This window comes from Frankia torreyi (assembly GCF_000948395.1).
Taxonomy (GTDB): domain Bacteria; phylum Actinomycetota; class Actinomycetes; order Frankiales; family Frankiaceae; genus Frankia; species Frankia torreyi.
On record NZ_JYFN01000007.1, the window covers coordinates 144,520 to 168,474 of the forward strand.

23 protein-coding genes are annotated in these 23,955 nt (G+C 73.2%); 6 read left to right on the forward strand and 17 right to left on the reverse strand.

Features of this window, described 5'->3' with window-relative positions; all coding sequences use genetic code 11:
* Window positions 1-29: 29 nt before the first annotated feature.
* The 17 genes from FF36_RS06730 to FF36_RS06810 all read right to left on the reverse strand — a co-directional run bounded on the left by FF36_RS06730 (window position 30) and on the right by FF36_RS06810 (window position 16,867).
* A complete protein-coding gene (locus FF36_RS06730) occupies window positions 30-521 on the reverse strand; it encodes a flavin reductase family protein (RefSeq protein WP_044884096.1) in 492 nt (163 codons plus the stop codon).
* Between the two features lie 178 nt (window positions 522-699).
* Window positions 700-2,031, reverse strand: coding sequence for a hypothetical protein (locus tag FF36_RS06735; protein ID WP_044884097.1), 1,332 nt, complete (start codon window positions 2,029-2,031; stop codon window positions 700-702).
* A 572-nt stretch (window positions 2,032-2,603) separates the two neighbouring features.
* Window positions 2,604-2,921 carry an antibiotic biosynthesis monooxygenase family protein gene (locus tag FF36_RS06740; RefSeq protein WP_044884168.1) on the reverse strand — a complete coding sequence of 106 codons (318 nt, stop codon included), beginning with the start codon at window positions 2,919-2,921 and terminating at the stop codon, window positions 2,604-2,606.
* Window positions 2,922-2,956: 35 nt separating this feature from the next.
* Window positions 2,957-3,298 carry an antibiotic biosynthesis monooxygenase family protein gene (locus tag FF36_RS06745; protein ID WP_044884098.1) on the reverse strand — a complete coding sequence of 114 codons (342 nt, stop codon included), beginning with the start codon at window positions 3,296-3,298 and terminating at the stop codon, window positions 2,957-2,959.
* Entirely contained in the window at window positions 3,298-4,035 is a 738-nt protein-coding gene (locus FF36_RS06750) for an SDR family NAD(P)-dependent oxidoreductase (protein WP_044884099.1), read from the reverse strand. Before FF36_RS06750 ends, FF36_RS06745 begins: the two co-directional genes overlap by 1 nt.
* A 114-nt stretch (window positions 4,036-4,149) precedes the next feature.
* Window positions 4,150-5,427 carry a beta-ketoacyl synthase N-terminal-like domain-containing protein gene (locus FF36_RS06755; RefSeq protein ID WP_044884169.1) on the reverse strand — a complete coding sequence of 426 codons (1,278 nt, stop codon included), beginning with the start codon at window positions 5,425-5,427 and terminating at the stop codon, window positions 4,150-4,152.
* A gap of 53 nt (window positions 5,428-5,480) precedes the next feature.
* A complete protein-coding gene (locus FF36_RS06760; RefSeq protein ID WP_044884100.1) occupies window positions 5,481-6,776 on the reverse strand; it encodes a beta-ketoacyl-[acyl-carrier-protein] synthase family protein in 1,296 nt (431 codons plus the stop codon).
* Window positions 6,773-7,261 carry a cupin domain-containing protein gene (locus FF36_RS06765; RefSeq protein ID WP_044884101.1) on the reverse strand — a complete coding sequence of 163 codons (489 nt, stop codon included), beginning with the start codon at window positions 7,259-7,261 and terminating at the stop codon, window positions 6,773-6,775. Before FF36_RS06765 ends, FF36_RS06760 begins: the two co-directional genes overlap by 4 nt.
* Window positions 7,262-7,275: 14 nt before the next feature.
* A complete protein-coding gene (locus tag FF36_RS06770) occupies window positions 7,276-7,770 on the reverse strand; it encodes an SRPBCC family protein (protein WP_044884102.1) in 495 nt (164 codons plus the stop codon).
* 80 nt (window positions 7,771-7,850) lie between these two features.
* The gene (locus FF36_RS06775) at window positions 7,851-8,108 is read right to left on the reverse strand and encodes an acyl carrier protein (protein WP_044884103.1); all 258 of its coding nucleotides are present in this window, start codon (window positions 8,106-8,108) and stop codon (window positions 7,851-7,853) included.
* A gap of 480 nt (window positions 8,109-8,588) precedes the next feature.
* Window positions 8,589-8,963 (reverse strand): TcmI family type II polyketide cyclase, encoded by a 375-nt coding sequence (locus FF36_RS06780; RefSeq protein ID WP_044884104.1) that lies wholly within the window; start codon window positions 8,961-8,963, stop codon window positions 8,589-8,591.
* 649 nt (window positions 8,964-9,612) lie between these two features.
* Window positions 9,613-10,614 carry a LuxR C-terminal-related transcriptional regulator gene (locus FF36_RS06785; protein ID WP_044884170.1) on the reverse strand — a complete coding sequence of 334 codons (1,002 nt, stop codon included), beginning with the start codon at window positions 10,612-10,614 and terminating at the stop codon, window positions 9,613-9,615.
* 128 nt (window positions 10,615-10,742) lie between these two features.
* Window positions 10,743-11,405 (reverse strand): GTP-binding protein, encoded by a 663-nt coding sequence (locus tag FF36_RS06790; protein ID WP_044884105.1) that lies wholly within the window; start codon window positions 11,403-11,405, stop codon window positions 10,743-10,745.
* Complete coding sequence (locus FF36_RS06795; protein WP_044884106.1) at window positions 11,386-11,757, reverse strand: DUF742 domain-containing protein; 372 nt, start codon at window positions 11,755-11,757, stop codon at window positions 11,386-11,388. The genes FF36_RS06790 and FF36_RS06795 overlap by 20 nt, the downstream gene beginning before the upstream one ends.
* Window positions 11,758-11,884: 127 nt before the next feature.
* Window positions 11,885-12,304 (reverse strand): roadblock/LC7 domain-containing protein, encoded by a 420-nt coding sequence (locus FF36_RS06800; RefSeq protein WP_009737517.1) that lies wholly within the window; start codon window positions 12,302-12,304, stop codon window positions 11,885-11,887.
* A gap of 1 nt (window position 12,305) precedes the next feature.
* The gene (locus tag FF36_RS06805) at window positions 12,306-15,146 is read right to left on the reverse strand and encodes an ATP-binding protein (protein WP_044884107.1); all 2,841 of its coding nucleotides are present in this window, start codon (window positions 15,144-15,146) and stop codon (window positions 12,306-12,308) included.
* A gap of 749 nt (window positions 15,147-15,895) precedes the next feature.
* On the reverse strand, window positions 15,896-16,867 hold the full coding sequence (locus FF36_RS06810) for an acyl-CoA thioesterase (RefSeq protein ID WP_236706412.1): 972 nt from the start codon (window positions 16,865-16,867) through the stop codon (window positions 15,896-15,898).
* Between the two features lie 140 nt (window positions 16,868-17,007).
* Here FF36_RS06810 and FF36_RS06815 point away from each other — a divergent pair, with 140 nt between their 5' ends.
* The 6 genes from FF36_RS06815 (at window position 17,008) to FF36_RS06840 (ending at window position 23,924) form a co-directional block, all read left to right on the forward strand.
* Entirely contained in the window at window positions 17,008-17,778 is a 771-nt protein-coding gene (locus tag FF36_RS06815) for an enoyl-CoA hydratase-related protein (protein WP_044884108.1), read from the forward strand.
* A 112-nt stretch (window positions 17,779-17,890) separates the two neighbouring features.
* Complete coding sequence (locus FF36_RS06820; protein ID WP_082121730.1) at window positions 17,891-18,202, forward strand: DUF6343 family protein; 312 nt, start codon at window positions 17,891-17,893, stop codon at window positions 18,200-18,202.
* A gap of 142 nt (window positions 18,203-18,344) precedes the next feature.
* Window positions 18,345-19,646 carry a DUF445 domain-containing protein gene (locus FF36_RS06825; protein ID WP_044884109.1) on the forward strand — a complete coding sequence of 434 codons (1,302 nt, stop codon included), beginning with the start codon at window positions 18,345-18,347 and terminating at the stop codon, window positions 19,644-19,646.
* A gap of 1,272 nt (window positions 19,647-20,918) precedes the next feature.
* On the forward strand, window positions 20,919-22,229 hold the full coding sequence (locus tag FF36_RS06830; RefSeq protein ID WP_052680986.1) for a DEAD/DEAH box helicase: 1,311 nt from the start codon (window positions 20,919-20,921) through the stop codon (window positions 22,227-22,229).
* A gap of 331 nt (window positions 22,230-22,560) precedes the next feature.
* Window positions 22,561-22,737 carry a hypothetical protein gene (locus tag FF36_RS35860; RefSeq protein ID WP_173667349.1) on the forward strand — a complete coding sequence of 59 codons (177 nt, stop codon included), beginning with the start codon at window positions 22,561-22,563 and terminating at the stop codon, window positions 22,735-22,737.
* Window positions 22,738-22,850: 113 nt separating this feature from the next.
* Window positions 22,851-23,924, forward strand: coding sequence for an alpha/beta fold hydrolase (locus FF36_RS06840; RefSeq protein WP_052680987.1), 1,074 nt, complete (start codon window positions 22,851-22,853; stop codon window positions 23,922-23,924).
* The last annotated feature ends 31 nt before the right edge of the window (window positions 23,925-23,955 follow it).

Here is a 23,955-nt window from a genome sequence, read left to right on the forward strand (position 1 = left end):
GGGCCCACGTTCGGCGTCGGTCGAGGCCGTCAGGCCGGATGGCCCGGTTGCATGTCCCGGACCTGTTGGAAGCCGAGCTGGGTGAACGGCCCGCCGGCTGCGCCGTCGACCGGCTCGAGGACGAACGCCGTATGGTCGCCGACGCCGACGCGGGTGTGTACGGGGCCGGCGAACCAGGCGCGCGGCTGCGCGAGGACGGGCAGTCCGAACGGGCCCTCCCGCCAGGCGCAGCGCGCGAACTTGTCGATCTCGTCGCCGGTCTGCTCGCCGAACAGCGTCGCGAGCCCCTCATCGGCCTCGTCGAGGAGGTGGACCGCGAGATGGCTGGCCGCCAGGGCGATCCGGTGGGTGTGGTTGGCCTGCGAGATGCACAGCAGGTACCGCGCGGGCTCGATGCTGCACTGGGTGTGGAAGCCGACGAGGCAGCCGCTGCGTTCCCCGTCGGGCACCGCCGCGGTCACGATCACCATCGGATAGCTGATCGCGCTCACGGCCTCGTGGAACGCGGTGGGCTCAGTCATCGTCCGCCACGCTCCTCCAATCGGGCGGCCGGGTCAACGCCCGCGCGGACTACCCGACCTGCCCAGCCGGACCACCAGCAACGCGAGCGCCGGGCCACCAGCGGCATGGGACCACCAGCGGCATGGGACCACCAGCGGTACGAGACCACCAGCGGTACGAGACCACCGCCCCGTGCGGTCAGCCGCTGGTGGCCGACCGCGGCTTCGGCCCGGCGGCGCGCATGTTGACCAGCCGGCCCAGCAGCTCGAACCAGAAGGGGGCTCCGGCGGTCAGGGCAAAGCAGGCGATGGCCAGTCCGGCGATCTTCAGCAACCAACCGCCGACCGTGTGCGGGACCTCCCTCGGGTCGTCGCGGTCGTCGCTCGTCCGAACCCACCCGATGGGCAGGGCGAGGCCGGAGGCATTCCGCACCGACCTGATCGCGCTCTCGACGGCGTCGCCCACACCGGCGTCGGAGGTACCGCCGGTCTCCTGGTCGCCGGACTGCGCAGCGTCCTTCGTGTCACCGGGCCCGGCGCCGCCGGACCCCGCGTCGCTCGAACCCGCGTCGCGCGAACCCGCGGTGGTGGGGCCGACATCAGCGGCCTGGCCAATCTGGCCCTGGCTTGCGGTCACCGCCGCGTCGCGCACGGTCCCGTCCTGCCACAGCGCACGGGAGATGGCGACCGCGTCGAGGTTGAACACGGCGGCCAGCACGATCGCGTAGGCGAGCAGGAACACCGCGACCCGCCGCTTGTACCACCCGGACAGGCGGTCCATCGCCTCGTCGTACCACCGCGCCAACTCGGTGATGATCTTCTCTCGGTCACCGCCCGTCCGGACCACCGCCGTGGTCAGCGCATCCTTCGCGAGGGAGGGTGGCAACACGGCCAGCCCGTCCTCCAGCGTGCCGACCGTCCCGCCGCCGACGGCGGACACCAGCGCGGCGGCCACGACCCGCCCGGTCGGGTGGTCCGCCGGCATCGCGGCGTACAGCGCCCGGGCGGACCCCTCGTCCAGAGCGCGCCGGGCAGCCTCGTACGCGGTCCGGTAGGCCTCGCGGGTCTCATCGGGGATGTGCGAGGGCAGCCCGTCCGGGCGTAGCTGGGCCAACATGGCGCGGGCGGGTGGGTCGACCCGATCGAGCAGGGCCCGAGCGAATGCGGTGGACGGCACGTAGGAAGGCAACCGCAGCCGGCGGGCCCGGCTCACCGCGGCCCAGGTTCGCTGCACGGGCGGATGAGCGGCCATGTCCGCGGAGACCTCGTCCCGGCCGGCGGTACGCATGGCCCGCAGGGGCCCGTCGAGCAACTCCGCAGCGACGTCCACAGGCGGCGGGCCCCCCGGATCGGGCGGTGCGCCGCCCGGCGGGCAGCCGCCGAGCAGCCGGCGCAGCTCCGACTCGAGGCGTCGGCCCCGGTAACGCACGAGGCCGAGCACCGCCTCGTTGATCCGCGAGACGGCGAGGCTGAACGCGGCGAACAGCAGCGCGAGGCCGATCAGAACGTCCAGCGCGGACGAGTCAGGCATCCGATTCCCCCGATCCCCACCGCNCCGACGACGGCCAGTTCGCCACCCGCCACCACTGACACCGCCCCGGAGCTGCCCGGATTCCAGCGGGCCACGGGACACATCCGGGCACCGCGGGCGCATCCGGGCCGGACCGCGCATTTGTACACCGAGGGGCAGGACCGCCACCGAGCGGCACCGACCAATCTCACAGCCGACACGGACCGTCACAGCAGGGAAGGGTCGGGCCCCGGCTCGGAGCCGCAGTCCGGGCACGGGGCCGGAGCCTCGAGGTGGCCTGGGGTCGCTGTTTTCCCGGACCCACCGGGCAGCGGGCGACGGCTGGTCCCCGTCGAACGGGCGGAGCCGGCCGAACAGGCGGAGCCGGCCGAACAGGCGGAGCCGGCCGAACAGGTGGGCCGGGCCGAACCCCGCCTGCCCGTTCGGACCAGACGCGCTCCACGGAGGCGGGCGCGGGGGTTGAGGGCGGGAGATGGCATGGCGTCGGCCGCGCCGCCTGCCCCAGACGGTGCGACCGACGCCATGCGACTGTGGCGCCCGCGGGCGGTGAGTCCAGCCCGCGGGCGGCCGGATCAGCCCGCGGGTGCCTCGCTGAACGGCCCCTGCGGGCCGTACGCGGCGACCTCGCTGTAGATCGCCGGGCGGCGCTCGGGATCCTGTAGCGGCCGCAGCGGGGAGGTCGTCCCGCGGTGGTTCGCCCCCTGCTCCCAGGCGCTGAACTCGGTCATGCCCGACCAGACGCTCACCACGACGTACCGGGCCGGGTCCGCCGCCGAACGCTGCAGCGTGTTGCCGAGCAGCCCCGGGGTGCCGAGCAGCTTGGAGCTGATCGCGTGGTAGGCGCGTTCCACCGCCCCGGGATCATCGGGCGGATCGACCGCCCAGAGCATCACCCGGACCGCCGCCTCGCCGCCGGCTCCCACGGCTAGCCGGCCGCCGGCACCGGCAGGGATGCCGCGCCGGCCAGGTGCGTCAGGACGCTGCCGGTGGCCATTGAGCCGCTGGCGCGCAGCGGATGCAGCTCCTTGCGGTGCTTCAGGTGCCGCTCGCTGGTCTCGAACTCGCGGAACTGCGCCTCGTCGACCCAGTCGCTGGTAATGAAGTAGGTGCTCGGCTCGTCCTCCGAACGAATCAGCCACTGGCCCAGGTTGGCGGGGTGAGAGGTCACCGCGTCGCCGATGCGCAGCCAGGTCTGCTCGAACTCGGCCTCGCGGCCCGGGTGGATCCGCATGGTCAGCATGATCCGAAAGGGCGGGGTCGATGCCATCAGATTCCTCCGTCGACCGTGAAGGTGGCGCCGTTGACGTAGGACGACACGTCGCTGGCCAGGAACAGGACGACCGCGGCGACCTCGTCGGCCTCGCCGAGACGGCCAAGCGGGATGCGGTTGGTGTAGGCCGTTCGGGCGGCCTCGGGCATGCCGGCGGCCTGGTCGGTCTCGATGACGCCCGGCGAGACCAGGTTGACCCGGATGCCGCGGGAGCCGAGCTCCTTGGACAGCGAACGGGTCAGCCCGATCAGGCCGGTCTTCGCCGCGGTGTAGTGCGCCCGCAGCGGCACGCCGACGACCCCGGCGCCCGAGCCGATGTTGACCACCGAACCGGACTCGCCGAGCAGCGCCAGCGCGCCCTGGGTGACCAGGTGGGTGGCGGTGAGGTTGGTGGCGAGCACCTGCGTCCAGGCGTCCAGCGGCAGGTCCGCGTAGGGGATGTGGCTGATCGTCCCGACGCTGTTGACCACGATGTCGAGGCCGCCGAGGTGCGTGCCGGTGGCCTCGATGAGCTCGGTGATCTGGGCCGGGTCGGCCACGTCCGCCTGGACCAGCAGGTGGTCGCCGCCGGTGTCCTTCAGCTCGCGGCGCAGGCTCTCGGCCTCCTCGGTCTGGCGCTGGTGGCCGACGACGACCGTCGCTCCGGCGCGGGCCAGGCCGAGCACGACGGCCCGGCCGATGCCGCGGGTGCCACCGGTAACCAGGGCGCGTCGCCCGGCCAGGTCTGGGAACATCGCTGACTGTCTCCTAGGTCGAGGAATCGAGCGGATCGAGCAGGTCGAGCGAATCGAGCAGCTCGGGCGAATCGAGCAGCTCACGAGGGTCGGGCAGGCCGGGTCGGGGTCCGGTCAGGCGGGGTCGACGGCGCGGACGACGAGGCTGCTGTTGAAGCCGCCGTAGCCGCGGGCGTTGACCAGCGCCACCCGGACGGGGGTCTGCCGGGGGGCCTGCACCAGGTCCAGTCCGTAGCCCGGATCGGGGGTGTCGAGGTTGCCCACCGCGGGGATGACGCCGTCCCGGATCGACAGCAGCGCCGTCGCCACCGACAGCGCCGAGCCGCCGGCGCACAACCGGCCGACGAGGCCCTGCGGCGCCGTCACCGGCACCGCGCGGTCGCCGAACACGGCCCGGATCGCCGCCGCCTCCTGGGCGTCGAGGTCCGGGGAGCCGGCGCCGTCGGCGAACACCACGTCCACGTCGTCCGGGGCGAGGCCCGCGTCGGCCAGGGCGCGGCGCATCGCGGTGGCCAGCCAGCGGCCGTCCGGCGCCGGGCGGGCGTGGTCGGCGGCGTCGTGCGTCGCGGCGTATCCCGCGATCTCCCCGTAGACGTGCGGGGCGCCACGGGCCGCCGCCGCTGCCGGATCCTCGACGACCAGGGTCGCGCCGCCCTCCCCCGGCAGGTAGCCGTTCGCCCGGATGTCGAACGGCTTGTAGCCGTCCGCCGCCGCGGCGGCGGTGCTGACCCGGCCGCTGCTGAGATGGCAGGTGAGCCCGTACGGCGTCAGGCCCGATTCGGCGCCCCCCGCGAGCACCGTCGACGTGCCTCGACGGATGACCCGTCTGGCCTGGGCAAGGCTGTCCAGCCCGCCGGCGCCGTCGCTGACCACGACCCCGGATGGCCCCTTCAGGCCATGACGGATCGACGTCTGACCGGTCGTCGCCGCGTAGAACCAGGCGATCGACTGGTAGACGCTCACCGCGGTCCGCCCGCGGGTCCACAGCCGCTGCAGCTCCCGCTGGCCGAAGTCGTTGCCGCCGGAACCGCTGCCGAACACGACCGCGGTGGCATACGGGTCGTGGTCGGCCGGGTCGTAGGCGGCGTCGGCCAGGGCGAGCCGGGAGGCGGCCATCCCGAACCAGGTCCACCGGTCGGTCTGGACGATGTACCGCTTGTCGACGTGCTCCTCCGGCTCGAACCCGGCGACCTCGCCGGCGAGCCTGGCGGAGTAACGAGCCGGGTCGAACCGGCTGATCGGGGCGACGCGCAGCTCCCCGCGCAGGGTCGACGCCCAGTACTGCTCGACCCCCAGACCGCTGGGGGCGATGACCCCCAGGCCGGTGACGACCGGCCGGACCGCGCCCAGCGGGCGCCCGCCGCCACGCACCGAACGGTCCTCGCCGGTCACGGCCGAAGCCGCGGTGGCAGCGGTGGTGGCAGCCGCGGTCTCCACTGCGGCGCTCACCGGTTCGGCGCCGACAGGACGATCGCGGACTGGAACCCGCCGAACCCGCTGCCCACCGACAGTGCCACGTCGACGGTGTGATCACGGGCGATGTTCGGCACGTAGTCGAGGTCGCAGGCCGGATCGCGGGTGGCCCAGTTGGCGGTGGGCGGGACGACGTCGTTCTCGATGGCCAGGGCGCAGGCGGCGATCTCCAGCGAGCCGATCGCTCCCAGGGAGTGGCCGATCATCGACTTGATCGAGCTGACCGGGACCTCGTACGCGCGCTGCCCGAGCGAGCGCTTGAAGGCCGCCGTCTCGTGTCGGTCGTTCTGCTTGGTGCCCGAGCCGTGCGCGTTGATGTAGTCGATGTCGTCCGCGCCGACCCGCGCCGAGTCCATCGCGACCCGGATCGCCTCGGCCATCTCGACACCGTCGGGACGCAGACCGGTCATGTGGAAGGCGTTGGACCGCGACGCGTAGCCGCCGACCTCGCAGTAGATGTGCGCCCCACGGGCCCGCGCGGACGACAACTCCTCGAGGATGAGCACGGCCGAGCCCTCCCCCATCACGAAGCCGTCGCGGCTGGCGTCGAACGGGCGGGAGGCGTGCTCGGGGTCGTCGTTGCGCGCCGAGGTCGCCCGGATCGCGTCGAAGCAGGCCACCGAGATCGGCGACAGCGGCGCGTCGGAGGCGCCGGCGATCACGATGTCCGCCTCACCGTCGGCGATGAGCTGCGCACCGTAGCCGACCGCGTCGATGCCGGATGTGCAGCCGGTGGACACCACCGACGCCGGGCCGTGCGTGCCGAAGCGGCAGGCGAGCTCCGTGGCCAGGCAGCTCGGGACCAGCGCGTGGTACAGGAAGGAGCTGGCGTAGTGCGGATCGACCTCCCAGTGGCGGCCCGAGTCGGAGACGACGACGTACTCGTTCTCCAGCCGGGTCGTCGCGCCGACCGCGCTGCCCATGCTGACGCCGACGACCGGGCCGTCCCCGCCCTCGTCGCCGAGGCCGCCGGTGCCGGCGGGGCGCAGGTCGAGGCCGCTGTCCTCGACCGCCTCCAGCGCCGCGGCGAGCGCGAACTGCACGAAGCGGTCGTTCCGGGCGATCTGTCGGGCGGTCAGCCCGGCCGCCGCCGGGTCGAAATCGCATTCGGCGGCGACCTGGGAACGGAACTGCGACGGGTCGAAGAACGACAGCCGCCGGGTCGCCGTGCGCCCGTCGGTCAGCAGCGTCCAGAACTCCTTGCGGTTCACCCCGCCCGGGGCGACCACCCCGATCCCGGTGACCGCGGTCCTCCTCGGTTCGCTCACCGTCTGGCCCCGGCGGGCAGGGCGTCGGCGGCCACGGTGTGGGCGTGGGGGCCCGAACGGATGATGGGGGCGTGCGGCGCGTCCGGGTTCAGCACCGCCTCGGTGTCGACGTGGCCGAGGTCGGGACGGGGCGCCAGTGGGCTGAGGTGGAACACGAGGAACGCGGTCTCCTCGCCCGTGTTGACGATGCGGTGGCGCATCCCGATCGGGATGCACACGCCGTGGTCGGCGCCCAGGACCTGGTGCTCACCGTCCAGCCGGGCGGTCACGATGCCGCGCACGCAGTACAGGAACTCCTCCGAGTAGGGGTGCCAGTGCTCGGTGACGACCTCGCCGGGCTCGAGGGTGAGCGTGCCGAGGAAGCCGGTGGTCGAGCCGACCGTCGCCGGGGAGAGCAGGGCACGGATGTCCCCGCCGCGGCGCCGGTTGGGCGCGATGTCGTGGATGCAGAGAACCTTCGGGGTCGTCGTCGCTGGAGCTGCCATCGGTCGCGTCCTCCTCAGACCTGTTCCGGCACGGCCACGGCAAGCGGGGCGGGGCGCGCGGCCGCGGCGGCCCGCTCGACCTTCTCCCGGATCACGGCCATCTCCCGGGCGGTGTTGGTGTTGATCCGGGCGGTCATCTGCTCGTCGTTGAGCGGCGCCGCCGGGCGCATGTGGAAGTCCTGCACCCAGCGCATCCGGGTACCGGTGCCCTCCGGGGTGTAGGTCCAGTGGATGTGCATGTACTCGAACGGCCCGGTCTCGACGCGGTAGGCGCGGACCTGCCGGTTCACCGGGTCGAGCGTCCTTTCCGATACCCAGCTCCACGCCGTGCCGTTCTCGTCCGGATGCATGGTGAGCCGGAACTTGAAAGTGTTCCCGTTGCTCTCGATGATGTCCACCGACGCATATTCCGTAAACAGGTCGGGCCACGCAGGCAGATCGTTGGTGATGGTCCAGACCGTGTCGATGTCGGCGTCGATCAGAATCGAGTTGTCGGTATGCCCACTCACGGCTACTCCCCGGTTTGTGAAGGAAATCCGGATGCGGATCGAGAATCGGCGGCCGGCGGTTCCGGGCGCCCGGCGGGAATTCAGACCGGTTCGCGCTCGCCGAGCGCGGCGTTCACGGTGTCGAGAATCTCGGCGAGGGTGTAGCCGTCCGGCATCTCGGCCGGTAGGTCCACACCGAAGGCACCGGCCACCTCCGCCGAGAGCTGGAGGTAGGCCAGCGAGTCCAGGCCGATGTCCAGGAACGTCACGGCCAGGTCGATGGGGCGGTCCTCCGGGGGCAGCCCGGCCTGCTCGACGAGGAAGTCGAGCAGGGCGTCGGCCGTCCACTGCTGGGGCATGTCACGATCTCCTCGGGTTGGCGCAGATGGGATCGGCGGGAAGGTTGTCGTCAGGTCTGTGCCGGGATCCGCCGCGGGCAGGGAGCTGCCCGTCGCGGCGGGCAACGGCGGGTTACTACGGGCAACGGCGGGTTACGGCGAGCGACGGCGGGCGGCAGGCCGGGCGCCGAGGCAGAACCCCGACGGAGCCGGCGGTTGCACGCAGTCGGGTGGCCGGCGTGGCGCCCGCCGCGCCGGCGTCACCGGGGCAGGTCGAGGCGGCCCTGAGCACCGCGGCGATCAGTGGGCCCGGACGCGGGACATCGCGACGGCACGGGTCGGGACGGGTCGGCGAGACCGGTCGGCGAGACCGGTCGCTGCGGATCCGGCAACGCCGGCCGGGCGGGCACCCGGATCAGGCCACGGCGGCGCGCGCCCCTCGCGGGGGGCGGGCCGGGGCCGCAGGTGACCGAGGCCCGCGGCGGCGTGGACCCAGGCCGGTCAGCCGGCCGACCAGTGGTAGAAGCTGCGCGCCATCGCGTCCCGCGGCCCCCGCCAGGTGGCCGGGTCGTAGGCGGTGATGAACTTCTCCAGCTTCGTGTTCACGTCCACGAACAGCGGATGCCCGCGCACATCCGAGACGGTTGGCGCGATGTCCGCCGGCGCGTCGATGAGGTGGAAGTAGAGCCCGTGGAACTCGAACAGCTCGCGGCGGGTGACGCCGACGATGCCGGGGAGTTCCCCCGCGTCGGACTCGGCGAAGGTCTCTGCGACGGCGTCGGCGTCGGCGGGGTTCATTCTCGCCACGATCAGCGTGCGGTGCGTCGGCTTTCCCGACGACGTGGCGGCGGGCTGCGATCCGGCAACTGCGGGCACGGAAGGACTCCTCGGGCGTTTTCCAGGAGAGGCGAGCGGCGTGCATGGCGACCTGCGGGCCGGCAGGTCGACGGCACGGCGGACGGCGGACGGCGGACGGGCGAGCCCGCCGCGTGCCGCGCGTGCGCCCGCGCGGCCTGCGGGGCCCGTCGACGACGGGCGGGCAGGCGGACTCCGACCGACTCGCGACCGCCGGCCGTGCCCGCCAACCCCCTGACATGGTCAGTGTTCGGCTCATCGAGAGCATGCGGCCGGGCGCGGCCGGTGTCCTGGAATTGGCGTGGCATCAAGCTGCCCTGGCCATATGTGCCAACTGGCACGCACCCGATCCACAACACCGCTACAACGATCCGAACGTCGGACCCATGACCTGCAGCGATGCACCTCAACGTCAGCCGTCCACGCCCACCCGGAGGACCACCGACCGGATGCCCGGCGGGCGCGCGGCCGCCCGAGTGAGAGCCGTCACATCCGGTCGGCAGCGTCGACGAGTCCGTCGCCGCCGGGGGAGGTGGTCATTCCCCGGTCCGAGCCGCGCTATTCCGCTGCCTTCCGTGGAACCGGCATGCCGCGATGACCGCGAACGCCGCCCGCCCTCGCTCGGCGCCGAAGGCCCCAAGGGCGCGGGGACAGTCCGCCGACGACGGGATCAGAGCCAGCCGCGGCGGGAGGCGAGGGTGCCGGCCTGAAAGCGGCTGCGGGCGTTGAGGCGGGACATCAGGTCCGCGATCATGCGCCGCACGGTGCGCACGGAGACACCGAGGTGGCGGGCGGCCGCCTCGTCCTTGACACCGAGGCTGAGCAGGCGCAGCAACAGCCGCTCGGTGTCGGAGGGGTCGTCGGCCGACTCCTCGCCGCCGGTCTGCGCCGACCCGCCGCCGAGCGGCTCGGCGATCTCCCAGACCTGCTCGAACAGGGTGAGCAGGACGGCGGTGAGCTCGGGGGTCCGCACGAGCAGCGTGTGGCCGCCCGCGCCGCCGCCGCGGGCCAACCGAACGAGCCCGATGCGGCCGTCGACGGTGGTGGCGTCCAGCCGCGGGTCGTCGGTGACGCGTGCGTCGAGGCCGTGGGCGGCGACGGTGCGCACGTAGCCGGCGCCCCGTTCGTCGAGGCGCAGCGACCGCGGCAGCACGCTGCGCATCACGACCCCGCGCCGCAGGGCCCGCAGCTCGACCGGCATGACGTCGGCGGACAGCGCCGCCGACCAGCCCCGGCGGGTGCGTAGGGTGAGCACCTCCCGCTCGGCCCGGCCGACGAGGGTGAGCAGCTCGGCTCGGGCCTGGTCGACGCCGTCGATGCGCTGGACCTCGACCGTGTCCGGACCGGGACGGCCCTCCAGGTAGTCCGAGACGAAGACGCCCACCTGCGCCCGAGCCCGCACAAGCCGCTCGTGGCGCCGGATGAGCTGCTCGTGCTGGGCCTGGAGCAGATGATCCAGGCCGGCCTCGGGATGGACGGCGACGAAGCGTCCGGGCCGGTCCCGGGAGGCCAGCAGCAGGCCGAGTTCGACCAGCCGGTCGCGGACCCGACCGACGCCGTTCGCCGGTTCCCCGAGCATCTGCGCCGCCTCGGAGACACTCAGCGACCCGTGGCGCAACCAGAGCCGGTAGGCGGACAGGGCATCGTCGTCCAGACCGAGAATGTCGAGCACCTTGCCCTTCCCTGGAGCGGGATCGGGGGCCGGATCGGGACCTTCCCGGCGGACCGGGGGCGTGGCGATCGGTCCTGCCGCGGGCGGTGCGCTCGTGCTGGTCAGGTCCGAACAGTCGTTCGTGGCGTTCACCCGGACCGCTGCGGCAGGCTCGGCCGGGCGGCCGACTCGGCGGAGACCACGTCGAGCGCGTGACGGACCAGCGAGACCAGCGACTGGCGGACCGACTCGCGCTGGCGGGCGTCGCAGAACACCACCGGCCGGCGCGGGTCGAGGTCGAGCGCCGCGCGGACGTCCTCGACCCGGTACTCGCGGGCGCCGTCGAACCGGTTCAGCGCGATGAGGAACGGGATGTCGCGTTCCTCGAAGTAGTCGATGGCGGGGAAGGAGTCCGCCAGCCGTCGGGTGTCGACGAGCACCACCGCGCCAATCGCGCCGAGGACCAGCTCGTCCCACATGAACCAGAACCGGTCCTGCCCGGGGGTACCGAACAGGTAGAGGATGACGCTGTCGATGAGCGTGATCCGCCCGAAGTCCATCGCGACGGTCGTCGTCGTCTTCGAGCTGACCGAGCTGGTGTCGTCGATGCCGATGCTGGCGGCCGTCATCGCGGCCTCCGTGGTCAGCGGTGGGATCTCGCTGACCGAGCCGACGAACGTCGTCTTCCCGACGCCGAACCCGCCGGCAATGATGATCTTGACCGGATGTGGCGCCGCCGTCTCCGACGACCGCGTCCTGTCGGGCCGGTAGTCCTTGTCGGGCCGGTAGTCCTTAGAGGGCCTGTAGTCCATCGAGCACCTTTTCGATGAGGGCGGCGGAAGGACGATCGGATGAACGGCCCGGCCGGTTCACCGTGACCAGGCCGGCGTCGAGCATGTCGCCGACGAGGACCCGCACGACGCCGAGCGGCAGATCCAGCCGCGCCGAGATCTCGACGATCGACTGCACCCGCTGGCAGAGCAGCGCGATCGAGCGCTGCTCCACCTCCAGCGTCGCGCCCATCAGCCGTCCGTTGGGCGTGGTGGTCACCAGCGCCACCAGCTCCAACGCCCGGTTGGTAGGCCGGGTCCGACCGCCGGTGACGGCGTAGGGCCGGACGACCGGACCCGCATCATCGTCGAACCATTCCTCGTCGTGCGACATACCGGTCCTCCTGCCTGAGAGAGCTCCGCCGCCATGACGGTGAGCGTTGCGGTCCGGTCGGTTCGGGCAGGGGTCGACCGGTGGGCCAGATTCGCGGTCGCACCCCCGTCGACCGCCGCGGCGCCGCCTACAGCGGCAGCGCGGACTGCATCTGGGCGCGCAGCTCCGGGGTGAGGAACTCCCCGACCCTGGTCACCAGCAGGGCCATCTCGTAGGCGATGAGCCCGATGTCCGCCCCGGTACTGGACAGGATCGCCAGGCACGAGCCGTCGCCGACCGCCGTGACGAACAGGAAGCCCTGGTCCATCTCGACGATGGTCTGGCGGACGTTGCCACCGCCGAAGAACCGGCCCGCTCCGCGGGCGAGGCTGTTGAACCCGGAGGCGACCGCCGCGAGCTGGTCGGCGGTCGCCCGGTCCATCCCGTAGGAGGTCGCGAGCAGCAGACCATCCGAGGACAGGGCGATCACATAGGTGACTTCCGGAACCTTCTTGACAAGGTTGTTGAGCAACCAGCTCATGTTCTCGGACGGCCCCAGCGGACGCATCTCAGGTCACCTTTCCCACATCGTCGCCGTCGTTGGAAACCTGGCCGTCCGCCAGCCCGCGACCGAAGTTGCTCTGGAAGGACGACATCATGCTGCGGATCTCTTCCGGGCTGCGCTGCGCGGCGAGCTTGCCCGGCTGGTCGTCCGGGCTGTCCCGGCGGAGCTGGGGCGCGAGGCTGGCCCGCCGGGTGCGCCGCGGCAGGCCCACCTCGGTGTGCTCCTCGGGCGCCTGGCCGCCACGCTCCGGCAGGTCCGCCCCGCCCGCCCCACCAATACCGCCGGCCCCGCCAGCACCGCCGGCACGGGCGGGCGGCGCCGGGCGGTGCAGCGGGACGATCGACTGGCCCGCGCCGGGGGTGTCGCCGCCGCGGGGTCCGGTTGGGCGGCTCAGCGGCGCGGTGAACGGGTCGTTGCGGGCCAGGGGGCCGCCGGGCAGGTCATGTATCGCGGGGGGCGGCCCGAACAGGGACGAGGTGCGGCGCCCGGCATCGTCCACCGGCGGCTCTGGCGGCCCGAACCGGTCGGTCTCGGCCGGCGGGAACGGTTCCGGGGCGCCCCGGTTGCCGCGCGAACGGCGGGTCGGCAGGTCGGGCAGGTCGCCATCGCCCTGGCCGGGGTCGCCGCCCGGCGTGGGCTCGGGGCGCGGCCCGGCCGGTCGCGGCGGGCCGTCCGGGCGGCGGCCGTTGGAGCGGTGCCGGGGGCGGTCGGCCACGAACCAGCTCGACCGGACCGTGGCGAAGACCGGCAGGTCGTCGATCAACGTCTCGTCCTGGCCACGCGGCGCCTCGTCGGGCCGCTCCGGGGCGGGGGCGGCGGTCAGATTGCCGTCCGCGTCGACGAACGGTCCGCCGAACCCGTCCTCGTCGACCGTCGGGCCGTCGAGCGCGGGCACGGCAGCGACGGGCAGCGCCCGCACGGTCGCGGTGCCCTCCGAACGGGTGTCGCCGTCGCCCTCGGGCTGGCGCAGCAGGGCGGCCGGCACCAGGACGATGGCCATCGTGCCGCCGTAGGGCGAGGGACGGAGCTCCACCGAGATGGCGTGCCGCTCGGCGAGACGGCCGACGACGAACAGGCCGAGCCGCTCACTGGTCGACAGGTCGAAGGGAGGCGGGTTGGCCAGCCGATCGTTGAGGGAGTGGAACTCCTCCGGGCTCATCCCCAGGCCGCGGTCCTCGACCTCGATGACGAAGCCGTTGGACACCTCGTGCCCGTTGACCTGGACCGGGGTGTGCGGCGGGGAGAAGGAGGTGGCGTTCTCGATGAGCTCGGCGAGCATGTGGATGACGTCACCGACGGCGTGCCCGCTGATGGCCCCGCCGTCGATGGGCATCACCTTCACTCGGGTGTAGTCCTCGACCTCGGCGACGGCGCCGCGCACCACGTCCTTGACGGCGACCGGTCGGCGCCAGCCTCGCGCGGGCTTGGAGCCCGACAGGACGATGAGGTCCTCGGCATGGCGCCGCATGCGGGTGGCCAGGTGGTCGAGGCGGAACAGCTCCTCGAGCTCGTCCGGGTCGGTCTCCTTGCGCTCCAGCGCGTCGATCACCTTGAGCTGGCGGTGGATGAGGGCCTGGCTGCGGCGGGCCAGGTTGAGGAAGGTGTCGCCGATGCTCTTGCGCATCGCGGCCTGTTCGACCGCGGTGCGCACCGCGACGGAGTGCACGATGGAGAACGCCTCGGCGAGCTGGCCGATCTCGTCGGTACTTTGCACATCGACCGGGAATTGCTCGGCGGACATGTCGACCTGTTCGCCTCGGTGCAGCCTCTCGACGACCCCGGGCAGCCGCTCGTTGGCGACTTCGAGGGCACCGCGCCGCAGCGCCCGTAGATGCCGGATCATCGGGCTCGCGACCAGCAGCGAAATCACCACCGACACGACCAGGACCAACGCAACCCCGATACTGCCGAACAGTGCGTCACGAGTGGCTGAACTGGCGATGTCCTGGCTGGTGGAGCCCAGGTCGGTCGCGATCCTCCGCTCGACCTGCCGCATCGCCGCGATCTTCTGATCGACGGTGTTCAGCCAGATCTGCTGCGTAATCGTCAGCGGCTGGCCGTTCTGAACGGCGTTGACCGTGTCGTCGCGCATTGCGGTGGCGGCGGAGATGGTTCGGCCCACCGTGACGTTGTAAAAGGCCTGCTCATCCGCGGTGGCGGTGGTCCGGAACTGCTGTAGCCAGGCGTCCTCGGCGCCGGCCGAGCTCTCGATCTGGCGCAGGGTCACGGAATCCGTCTGGCCGAGAATGATCACACGGGCGATCGAGCCGCGCTGCTGGGCTGCCTCCTCCTTCGCCCGGGAGATACCGACGAGCGTGGTGGCGCCGTTGACCAACGACGCGTTGTCGCTGCCGGCGGCGACGCTGGCGTTGAGCGAAAGGAGGTCGCGCACCAGGTCGTTGTAGAACGTGTTGTTCTGGTCGACCTGCGCCTGCCGGGCGTCGATCGCCTTGCGCTGCGCGGGCAGCCGGTCCAGGCGGGTGGAGATCGACGCCAGCGTGGCCGCCAGGGCGTCCCGGGCGCCGGAGGGCAGCGCGGCCTCGCCGGCGTTGTAGGTCCCCAACGCCTGGTCCACCGGGCCGCGGGCGGCGACGGTGGCCTGTCCCGGCCCGGCGGCCAGGTAGTTGGAACCCACATAGGAGTTCGTCGCGTACCGCTCGGCCTGGAGCGCGGCGACGAGGTCGTTGCCTTTGATCGAGAAGGCTGCCAGCGCCTTGATGCGGTTCGCGGCCCGTACGTTGTCGACGTTCCCCCGCACCTGTATCGCGCTCAGTACCGCCAACGCGGCCAGGGGGACGACGAGAATCACCACGAGCTTCGAGCGGATGGGCCAATTCTGGAGCATCCGGTCCTCTCGTCCGGCACCCGGGAGTTGGGCGCCTCATGTGCGGGGTCAGTGTTCGAGTTCAACGGGCCTTGTCCCCGAAGGACCACGCGCGACAACACCCGGACCGAGGTATTGGAGGCGAGGCCCGAACATCGGGGGAATGTTCCTGGGGCGCCGACAACTCTAGCGGGTGAATGAAGCGGCCGCGTTAGGGGCGGGCCTCTATAACGGAAGAGCATGACAGCGTTGCACCGCGTGACGGACATTCGTTCCGACCTGCGACGAGCGATAGGACAGCTACGCCTAATGAAAATCGACGTAGCCCGGACCAAATGACGTCCATGCACCGGAACTGGCACTGATCGGCAGCATCTGGCAGGAGCCGACACGGGACGTCGGCCGGTGATGCCGGTCCGATGACCGGACTCCCGACGGCGGCAACACAAACACACGAAATGTTGCACGAAACACATCTGGACATCCCGGGACGCCCAGCCGGGGCCGGGTCGTCGGGGTGGTCGTCGGTCTGGTCGCAATACGCGCCCTCACCGGCTTGTGAAGAGCCCGCCCCCGGGACTCCCCATGCACTCACCATGACCCGGCAATGCCCAGCCGCACAGCATCCGCCGTACTGCCCCCATACCCCGGCTACCGTGGTTTCAATCCAGCATCCGCAACGGATCCCGCCATGAGCGGGGCAGCGCGGACGCGGGCGGGCCGTTTCGGCAGGCCGTCGGTCAGCCGGCCGTCGGTCAGCCGGCCGTCGGTCAGCCGGCCGTCGGGGCGGGTGACGGTTGACCGTCCCGGCTCGCCAGGGACGGCGGCCGCACCCGGTGGACCAGCGCCGTCTGACTCACGGTGGCGACCAGCGCACCCGTGCGGTCGTACATCCGCCCGCGCACCTGCGCGACGTTGCGGACGATCGCCTCGACTCGCACGTCCAGTAGTACCCACTCACCGGTCGGGGGCGCGACGATACGCAGGCTGTTGTCGAGGCTCGTGCCGGCGGCCATGTCCCCCGTGGCCTCGATGAGTCCGACCGGGGCGAAGTCGCCAAGCAGCGCGAGCACCGCCGCGTGCAGGGGCAACCGAGGTCGCAGGCGCAGCCACAGCGCGCTGCTCCCGCCGCCCGGCCGGCCGTCGAGGTCGGTCCGGGCCGGGCGGGCCCACCGCTGCTCGACCAGGGAGATCACACCGTCGCGGGGGAAGTCCAGCCAGTTCGGGTACTCGCGCGGGGGGCAGCTGTCGGGGTCCGGCGCCCAGTCACCGGCCGGGCCGAACCGGCTGACGACGCCACTCACCCGGCTGAACGTGCCCCCCGCGAGGAACACCAGCCGCCCGGCCGTGGTGGCGCGCACGACGACCTGTGACAGACCGCCGGTGCCCGGGTCGACGCTCAGCTCCACCTCTTCACCGGCATGCACGGGGGCGAGGAACTGGGTGTGCGCCCACACGCAGTCCCGCCCGCCGCAGGCCTGGACGAAGGCGATCGCGGCGGCGAGTCCGCAGCCGCCCCACAGGGTGCCCCGCGTGTTGAGAAGATGAGCGTCGGCCACGAAGCTGCCGCGGCACTCCCCCGGGTCGACCGTCAGCCCGAGCAACCCGGCGAGGGAGGTGGCCTCGCGGCGGAGCTCACCGCGGGACTGCCCGGCCCGCCGCGGACCGACCCCCTGGCCGAGCTGGGTCGGCAGGTCGGCAGCGAGTCTTGGCGGGATGCCGGGTTCGCGCGGGTCTGTCACATTCTCATCCTGGCAGGCCCGGTCGGGCCATGCGCCGGGGTCGCCCGGCCGGACTCCCCGCGTCTGCTTTCGCGCAGACCTCGCCCGGTGACACAGTGTCGGTCAGTCAGCCCGCCGCCCGTCGGCACCAGGAGGCCGGATTGAGTAGCCAGATCGAGACCGAGGTCGCCGACGGCGTGCTCACGGTGCGCATCGTGCGCCCGGACAAGCGCAACGCCCTCACCCAGGCGATGTACGCGGCGCTCGCCGAGGCGTTTGCGGCGGCCGAGGCCGATACCGGGGTGCGGATCGTCCGGATCCGCGGCAGTGGCGGGTCCTTCACCGCCGGCAACGACCTCGCCGACTTCCTGGCCACGGCCGGCCTGGCCCCGGACGGTCCGACGATGACCTTCATCCGGACGGTCGCCCGCGGCACGAAGCTGCTCGTCGCCGAGGTCGACGGGCCGGCGGTGGGCATCGGCACGACGCTGCTGCTGCACTGCGATCTGGTGTACGCCACCGAACGCAGCACCCTGGGCATCCCGTTCGTCAACCTCGGCGTGGTGCCCGAGTTCGGCTCGTCCCTGCTGCTGCCGCGCCGGGTCGGACCCGCGGCGGCAGCGAGGCTTGCGTACTTCGGCGAACCGTTCAATGCCGCGCGGGCCGCGGAGCTGGGGATCGTCACCGAGGTGCTGCCCGACGCCGACGCGCTGCGCGCCCGGGTCGACGACCGGGTCGCGGCGCTGCTGGCCCAGCCGCCGCAGGCCCTGGCCGCCACCCGTGCCCTGCTCCACGACGGCGGGACGCCGGCGGTACTCGAACGCATCGACGTCGAGGGTGCGCTCTTCGCCGAGCGGCTGGCCTCGGCGGAGGCGAAGGCGGCGATGACCGCGCGGCTGCCCGGCCGCGGGGCGTCCCCCCGGTCGAGCTGAGGCCACCCGCGACCCGCACGGTCCCCCGCACGGATACCCACACGGACACCCACTGGCCCGAAGCGGTCACGATCCCCGGTTCACCCGGGCGTGGCCGGGCATACCGGGGATCGTGACCAGTTCCCTGCCGCGCCAGCGCGACCAGGGGGACGTCCTGCCGCGTCGGCACTGGTGGCATCGGTTCTCCCCCGGTCCGGGGGGTGCACCGCCGGCTCGCAGCGCACTCGGATTGCGGCTGGCGCTCGCCGTGTTCGGTCTGGTCTTCTGCGGCGTCACCGCGGGACTGTTCGCCTCGCGCGACCAGCCCGCCGCCGCGGGGGTGCTCGCGCTGCTCGCGCTGGTCGCCCTCGTCGACCTCGCCGTCATCCAGCGCCGGTTGCACCAGCGTTCCCATCCCCGCCGGCCGCCACCTCCGCGACCGTGACCGCCGACCGCCCGCGCCCGCCGATGTCCGCTCCGGCCGCATGGTGTCCCGGTCCGGCCGCATAAGGTGTCCGAGGATCGACTGATCAGATCCGGTGGGCCCGGGTGGGCGTCGAGGTGGCACGGGAGAGGGACGGCGGCCCATGAGCGAGCCGGCGGGCGGCGGGCGGCCGGTACCAGCCGGACTGCCCCGGGGCACCGCGGACGAACCCGGACTGCGCCAGGCGCTGCGCCGGATGCGACTGATCGCCACCGGGCTGCTCGCCGCTGTCGTGACCGTCTACCTGCTCGCGCAGGGCTGGCACAGCCACGGTGGCCCCGGCTGGGTGGCGTATGTGGCCGCCGCCGCGGAGGCCGGCGTCGTCGGCGCGCTGGCCGACTGGTTTGCCGTGACGGCCCTGTTCCGCCACCCGCTCGGCCTGCCGATTCCCCACACGGCGATCATCCCGGAACGCAAGGACGCCCTCGGCCGGGGCCTGGAGAACTTCGTCAGCACGCACTTCCTCGCCGAGGACGTGATCCGGGACAAGGTCGACGGCATCGGCGTCTCTGTGCGCGTGGGGTCGTGGCTGCGCCAGCCGCGCCACGCCGAGCGGGTGACGACCGAGATCGCCGGCCGGCTCACCTCGGCCATCTCCGGGATGAGCGACGACCTGGTCCGCGAGGTCGTGGAGAAGGCGGTGCTGCCCCGGGTGGTCGAGCGCCCCTGGGCGGGGGTGCTGGGCGCGGCGTTGCAGCGGGTGCTCGACGACCGGCTGCACGTCCGGCTCGTCGACGTGATCGTCACCGAGGTCCAGGAGTGGCTGACCCGCAACCCGGAGCTCTTCACCCGGCTCGTGGTCGACCAGGCGCCGAGCTGGACGCCGCAGTGGCTGGACGAGGCGGTCGCGGTCAAGGCCTACGACAAGGCGCTGGAGGCGATCGCGGAGCTGCGCGCCGACCCGGAGCATCGGGTGCGCCAGGCGCTGGACCGGTTCCTCGACGACTTCGCCGGCCGCCTGCGCGCGGATCCGAGCCTCGGCGAGCAGGTCGAGCAGATCAAGCAACGGCTGCTGGGGCACGCGGAGGTCGGCCGGGCCGTCGCCGCGATCTGGGCGACGACCCGGACGATCCTGCTCGACCTCACCACCGATCCGACCAGCACCGCCCGGGTGCGGGCCACCGACGAGCTGGCCGCGTTCGGGGCACGACTGGCCACCGACCCGGAGCTCGGCCGCACCGTCGACCGGGCCGCGTCCGATCTGGCCGCCCGGGCGGTCCACCGCTACCAGGGGGACATCGCCGCGATCATCGGGGACACCGTCGCGAGCTGGGAACCCGAGGAGACCTCGCGGCGCATCGAGCTGCACGTCGGCCGGGACCTGCAGTTCATCCGCATCAACGGCACGGTCGTCGGCGCCCTCGTCGGGTTGCTCATCCACGCCCTCACCGAGCTGGTCTTCTGACGGCGTGGCCGCGACCGCCCGGCCCGTGCACGCGGCCACGCACCTGCCTCGAGGCCCGCACGGCCGGGCGCACGGGAGACCGGGCGGGCGTCCGGGCCAGCCGCCGGGCGGGCGCGACCTGCACCTGTGACCGAACGGGCAGCGGCGGTCGGCGGCCGCAACCCACGCCGCACGTGCACACCGACCGACCGGGCCCGGGCCCGCAGAGCCCCCCGGATCGGGGGGCACCGGCCGCCGCACCCGAAGGTCCCGTCCACCCCGTGCCGGTCGCCACGTTCGCGGTGGTCTTCTGGTTCCTCCGGACGGTGCGGCGCCGCACCGGCCTCGAACCGGCCGTGACCGCGGTCATCCCGGCGCCACTGACGGTGTTCGGCCTGCTCGGCGGGCATGCGGCCGGGTCCTTCGCCGGTCGGCGCAGGCCGACGTTCCCGATGGTGACCCTCATCGCGTCCCCGGCCGCCACGCCCCTCACTTCCGGTGATGGCCCGGCGATTATTGCTGCGACGCAAGCGGCGGGCGCACGCGTCATCCGCCCGATGCCGCACGCCGGGGTGTTCGTCCTGGTCACAGGGACAGCACGGAGTAACCCGACACGCTGCGCAACCATCGCCGCCGCGGGTCGGCGCCGACCCGCGGGCCCGGCCGGGACGAGGCGGACGACCGTGCGGACGCGCACCGGCATACCGCCGTTCCGTGACCGCCCGAACCGGCACAGAGGGGTATGCAACGGCTCGTTGCGTGCCGCGGCCCTATCCCGAAGCACGGATCGTCGATGTACCGTGAAGGAGACGACGGCCCGAGCGGCTGTCCGCGCCCGGCTGAATGGTCGGGTGTGCGAGGTCGGTGCGAGCGCCATAGCGGGAATCACCCGCCGTTGGGTCTGGTCGCGGAGCCGGCCGTACCCCGGCCGCCGGACGATGCAACGGGCTGGTGTGGACCTCCTCACCCGTCCAATTGATCTCATGGTGGCCCTGACCTGATCGGCGGATCCCTCTGTCTCAGCACGGAAACTCCCAGTCCCATGCTGCCCATCGCCAGCCCCGCCCGGCCCGTGGCCGCGGCGTCGCAGGCGGTACTGGACGCGGCGGCGCCCGCACCGCGGGCCGCGGTCCGCGGCCCGGCGGCTCCCGCTTCGGCGGCCCGGCGCGCCCGGCCGCTCCCCTCATCACGACGCGTGAACCCCGACCCCCGGCCGAGACGTTCGAGGCCGCCGGCCTGCCCAAGCGCCTGATCAAGGCGCTCGCCGACCGGAACATCGCCGCGCCGTTCCCGGTGCAGGCCTCGACCCTGCCCGACGTCCTCGCCGGGGAGAACGTCCTCGGCCGGGCGAAGACCGGATCGGGCAAGACGCTCGCCTTCGGGCTGCCCATCCTCGCCCGGCTCGCCAGCGGCGGTCCGGCGGCACCGCGCCGCCCCCGCGCCCTGGTCCTCGTCCCGACCCGTGAGCTGGCCCAGCAGGTCAGCGACGCGCTCGAGCCGCTGACCCGGGCGTTGAACCTGCGCCTGGCGCCGGTGTACGGCGGGACGTCGATCAGCCGGCAGATCTCGGCGCTGCGCCGCGGCGTGCACCTCGTCGTGGCCACCCCGGGCCGGTTGACCGACCTCGTCGAGCGCAGCGCCTGCGAGCTCGGCGAGATCGAGATGACGGTGCTGGACGAGGCCGATTTCATGTGCGACCTCGGCTTCCTGCCCGCCGTGCGGGCGCTGCTCGACGCCACCCCGTCCACCGGGCAGCGGCTGCTGTTCAGCGCGACGCTCGACCGCGAGGTCGAGGTCCTGGTCCGGGACTACCTGCCCGACCCGGTCCTCGTCGCGATCGACTCGGAGACCTCCCAGGTCACCACGCTGGTCCGGCACGCCCTCGAGGCGCCCGACCGCGCCGCCCAGGTCGCGCTGGTCACCGCGCTGGCCGGCGGCTCGGGCCGCACCCTGGTCTTCGTCCGCACCCAGCGGGACGCCGACCGCGTGGCCGAGTCGCTCAGCCGCGCGGGCGTGCCGGCCGAGCCGCTGCACGGCGGGATGCCGCAGGGCGCCAGGACCCGGGCGCTGGCCGGTTTCACCGACGGCTTCTACCGGGTGCTCGTCGCCACCGACGTCGCCGCCCGCGGCATCCACGTCGACGGCATCCGGCTGGTCATCCACCTCGGCCCGCCGGAGGACGCCAAGACCTACCAGCACCGCGGCGGGCGGACCGCGCGCGCCGGCGCCGACGGCGCCGACGTGCTGGTCACCCTGCCCGCCGAGCGGGGCAAGGTGCGCGGGCTGCTGCGCGCGGTCGGCATCGAGGCGCGCCCCGAGCCGACCACGCCGGACGACCCGATCGTCCTGGAACTCGCCGGCCCGCCGGCCCCCCGGGTCAGCAAGGACGAGATCCCGCAGGCCCGCATGGCCGGCGCGACCGGTGGGCGCGGACCGCGCGTCGGCGCACCCCGGACCGGCGGCGGCCGTGACGGTGAGCACCGGCACGCCCGCCGCGACGGCGGTCACCGCTTCGGCCGGTCCGGGACCGCCCACGGCCGGCCGCAGCGGCGCCCCGGCGCCCCGGCAGCCCCGGCCCCCGCCGCCCCGGCCCCGACGGCCTGACCCACCGACGGTCTGAACCACCGACGGTCTGACCGGCCGACGGTCTGAACCACCACCGTTCACCCGCTCCCGCCATCGGCGCCGCCGCCCTGATCCGTCAGGGCGGCGGCGCCGACCGGGATCTGGCACCGACCGGACCGTCACCGTCGGGTCCCCGCGTTCGCAACGGCCGACTCCCGGCGACAGGTCCGTCACCAGCAGCGGAACACCGACACGTGACGAGACAGTCCGGATCTGTGGTGTGAGCAGGGCCACCCGAGGTCTTTGTGTGCCCCGTCCGCTCGATACCGTTTTAGGGACAGGTGTCGACATCGATGGAAGGAGCGTGCACATGGAACAGGACCAGTTGACCCAGCTGACCTCGGGTCTCTCCGGGCCGGGTCCGCGGGACACCGTCCCCGGCACCGTTGACGCGGTAGAGGTCACGGAGATCACAACCGAGAAGATCGCGTTCGGTTCCGTCGCGAACCCGAAGCGGCTGCGGCTCGGAGCCTCCCGCGCACTGTGACCCCCGACGGGTCAGGATTTCTCCAGGTCGGCCGCCGTGGGGCGGCCGACCTTGCGTTTCATCTCACCGATCCCGGCTTCCGGTCGGGGTCGGGGTGGTCCTACCGTCGAGGGATGAGCAGCCCCGAGACGACCCCGCGCGCAGCCGGATCGACCGCATCCACCGGCTCCACCGGTCCCGAGCCGGCCGGCGCGGGGCACGAACGCGTCACGCGGCCGGTCGGCGGTGACGGCTTCCGGTCGTCCTGGGCCCAGCTCGATGGGCCGGTGCACGTCGTCGACTTCGGCGGCCCGGCGGACGGTCCGCTGCTGCTGTGCGTGCACGGCCTCGGCGGTTCCTATCTGAACTGGCTGCCCCTCGCCCCGCTGCTCACCACCACCCATCGGGTGATGGCCGTCGACCTGGCCGGTCACGGCCGCACCCCGGCCGCGGGCCGGCGCACCGACGTCGTGGCCAACCAGGGTCTGCTCGACCGCTTCCTGGCCGAGGTCCTCGACACCGCGCCCATCCTCGTCGGCAACTCGATGGGCGGCATGATCAGCGTGATGCAGGCCGCCCGGCGGCCCGACTCGGTCGCCGGCCTGATCCTCGTCGACCCGGCGCTGCCCCGCCCGCGCGGCGTGCGCCCGGATCCGGAGATCGCCCGCATCTTCGCCGGCCTGTTCGTCCCCCGCCTCGGCGCCGCGGTCCTCGCCCGCCGGCGGACCCGCTTCACCCCGCGTGAACTCGTCGACCAGAGCCTGCTGCGGCTCACGGCCGACCCGAGCGCGATCCCCGAGACGGCGCTGGCCTCGATGGAACGCGCCCAGCGGGAGCGCGGCGGGCTGCCCGACGCCGACCAGGCGTTCGTGGGCGCGGCCCGCTCGGTGGTCTGGTCGCTGCTGCGCCCGGCGCCGCTGGCGCACATGGTCCGCACCGTGCCGCAACCGACGCTGCTGCTGCACGGCTCCGCCGACCGGCTGATCCCGGTGGCGGTGGCCCGCAACGTCGCCGCGCAGCGGCCCGACTGGCGGGTGGAGATCCTCGACGGCCTCGGCCACGTGCCGATGCTCGAGGCCGCGGAGCTGACCGCGGAGCTCATGGCGGACTGGCTGAGCCGCGAGGGCCGCGCGGCGGCCGAACGCGCCCGCCGTCCCGCCAGCCCGGTGCTCCCGACCCTGGCCCCGCTGCCGGCGGTGGGGAGCTGACCAGGGCGACCGATCCCGGCGAGGCGCTGCG

What these genes read in the sequence shown, in the direction of transcription:
- FF36_RS06775 (WP_044884103.1), bottom strand. Translation starts at nt 8,108, where the DNA reads ATGCCCCAGCAGTGGACGGCCGACGCCCTGCTCGACTTCCTCGTCGAG.
- FF36_RS06745 (WP_044884098.1), bottom strand. Translation starts at nt 3,298, where the DNA reads ATGGCATCGACCCCGCCCTTTCGGATCATGCTGACCATGCGGATCCAC.
- FF36_RS06825 (WP_044884109.1), top strand. Translation starts at nt 18,345, where the DNA reads ATGAGCGAGCCGGCGGGCGGCGGGCGGCCGGTACCAGCCGGACTGCCC.
- FF36_RS06730 (WP_044884096.1), bottom strand. Translation starts at nt 521, where the DNA reads ATGACTGAGCCCACCGCGTTCCACGAGGCCGTGAGCGCGATCAGCTAT.
- FF36_RS35860 (WP_173667349.1), top strand. Translation starts at nt 22,561, where the DNA reads ATGGAACAGGACCAGTTGACCCAGCTGACCTCGGGTCTCTCCGGGCCG.
- FF36_RS06800 (WP_009737517.1), bottom strand. Translation starts at nt 12,304, where the DNA reads ATGCGTCCGCTGGGGCCGTCCGAGAACATGAGCTGGTTGCTCAACAAC.
- FF36_RS06795 (WP_044884106.1), bottom strand. Translation starts at nt 11,757, where the DNA reads ATGTCGCACGACGAGGAATGGTTCGACGATGATGCGGGTCCGGTCGTC.
- FF36_RS06740 (WP_044884168.1), bottom strand. Translation starts at nt 2,921, where the DNA reads ATGCTCTGGGCGGTCGATCCGCCCGATGATCCCGGGGCGGTGGAACGC.
- FF36_RS06750 (WP_044884099.1), bottom strand. Translation starts at nt 4,035, where the DNA reads ATGTTCCCAGACCTGGCCGGGCGACGCGCCCTGGTTACCGGTGGCACC.
- FF36_RS06735 (WP_044884097.1), bottom strand. Translation starts at nt 2,031, where the DNA reads ATGCCTGACTCGTCCGCGCTGGACGTTCTGATCGGCCTCGCGCTGCTG.
- FF36_RS06840 (WP_052680987.1), top strand. Translation starts at nt 22,851, where the DNA reads ATGAGCAGCCCCGAGACGACCCCGCGCGCAGCCGGATCGACCGCATCC.
- FF36_RS06805 (WP_044884107.1), bottom strand. Translation starts at nt 15,146, where the DNA reads ATGCTCCAGAATTGGCCCATCCGCTCGAAGCTCGTGGTGATTCTCGTC.
- FF36_RS06790 (WP_044884105.1), bottom strand. Translation starts at nt 11,405, where the DNA reads ATGGACTACAGGCCCTCTAAGGACTACCGGCCCGACAAGGACTACCGG.
- FF36_RS06765 (WP_044884101.1), bottom strand. Translation starts at nt 7,261, where the DNA reads ATGGCAGCTCCAGCGACGACGACCCCGAAGGTTCTCTGCATCCACGAC.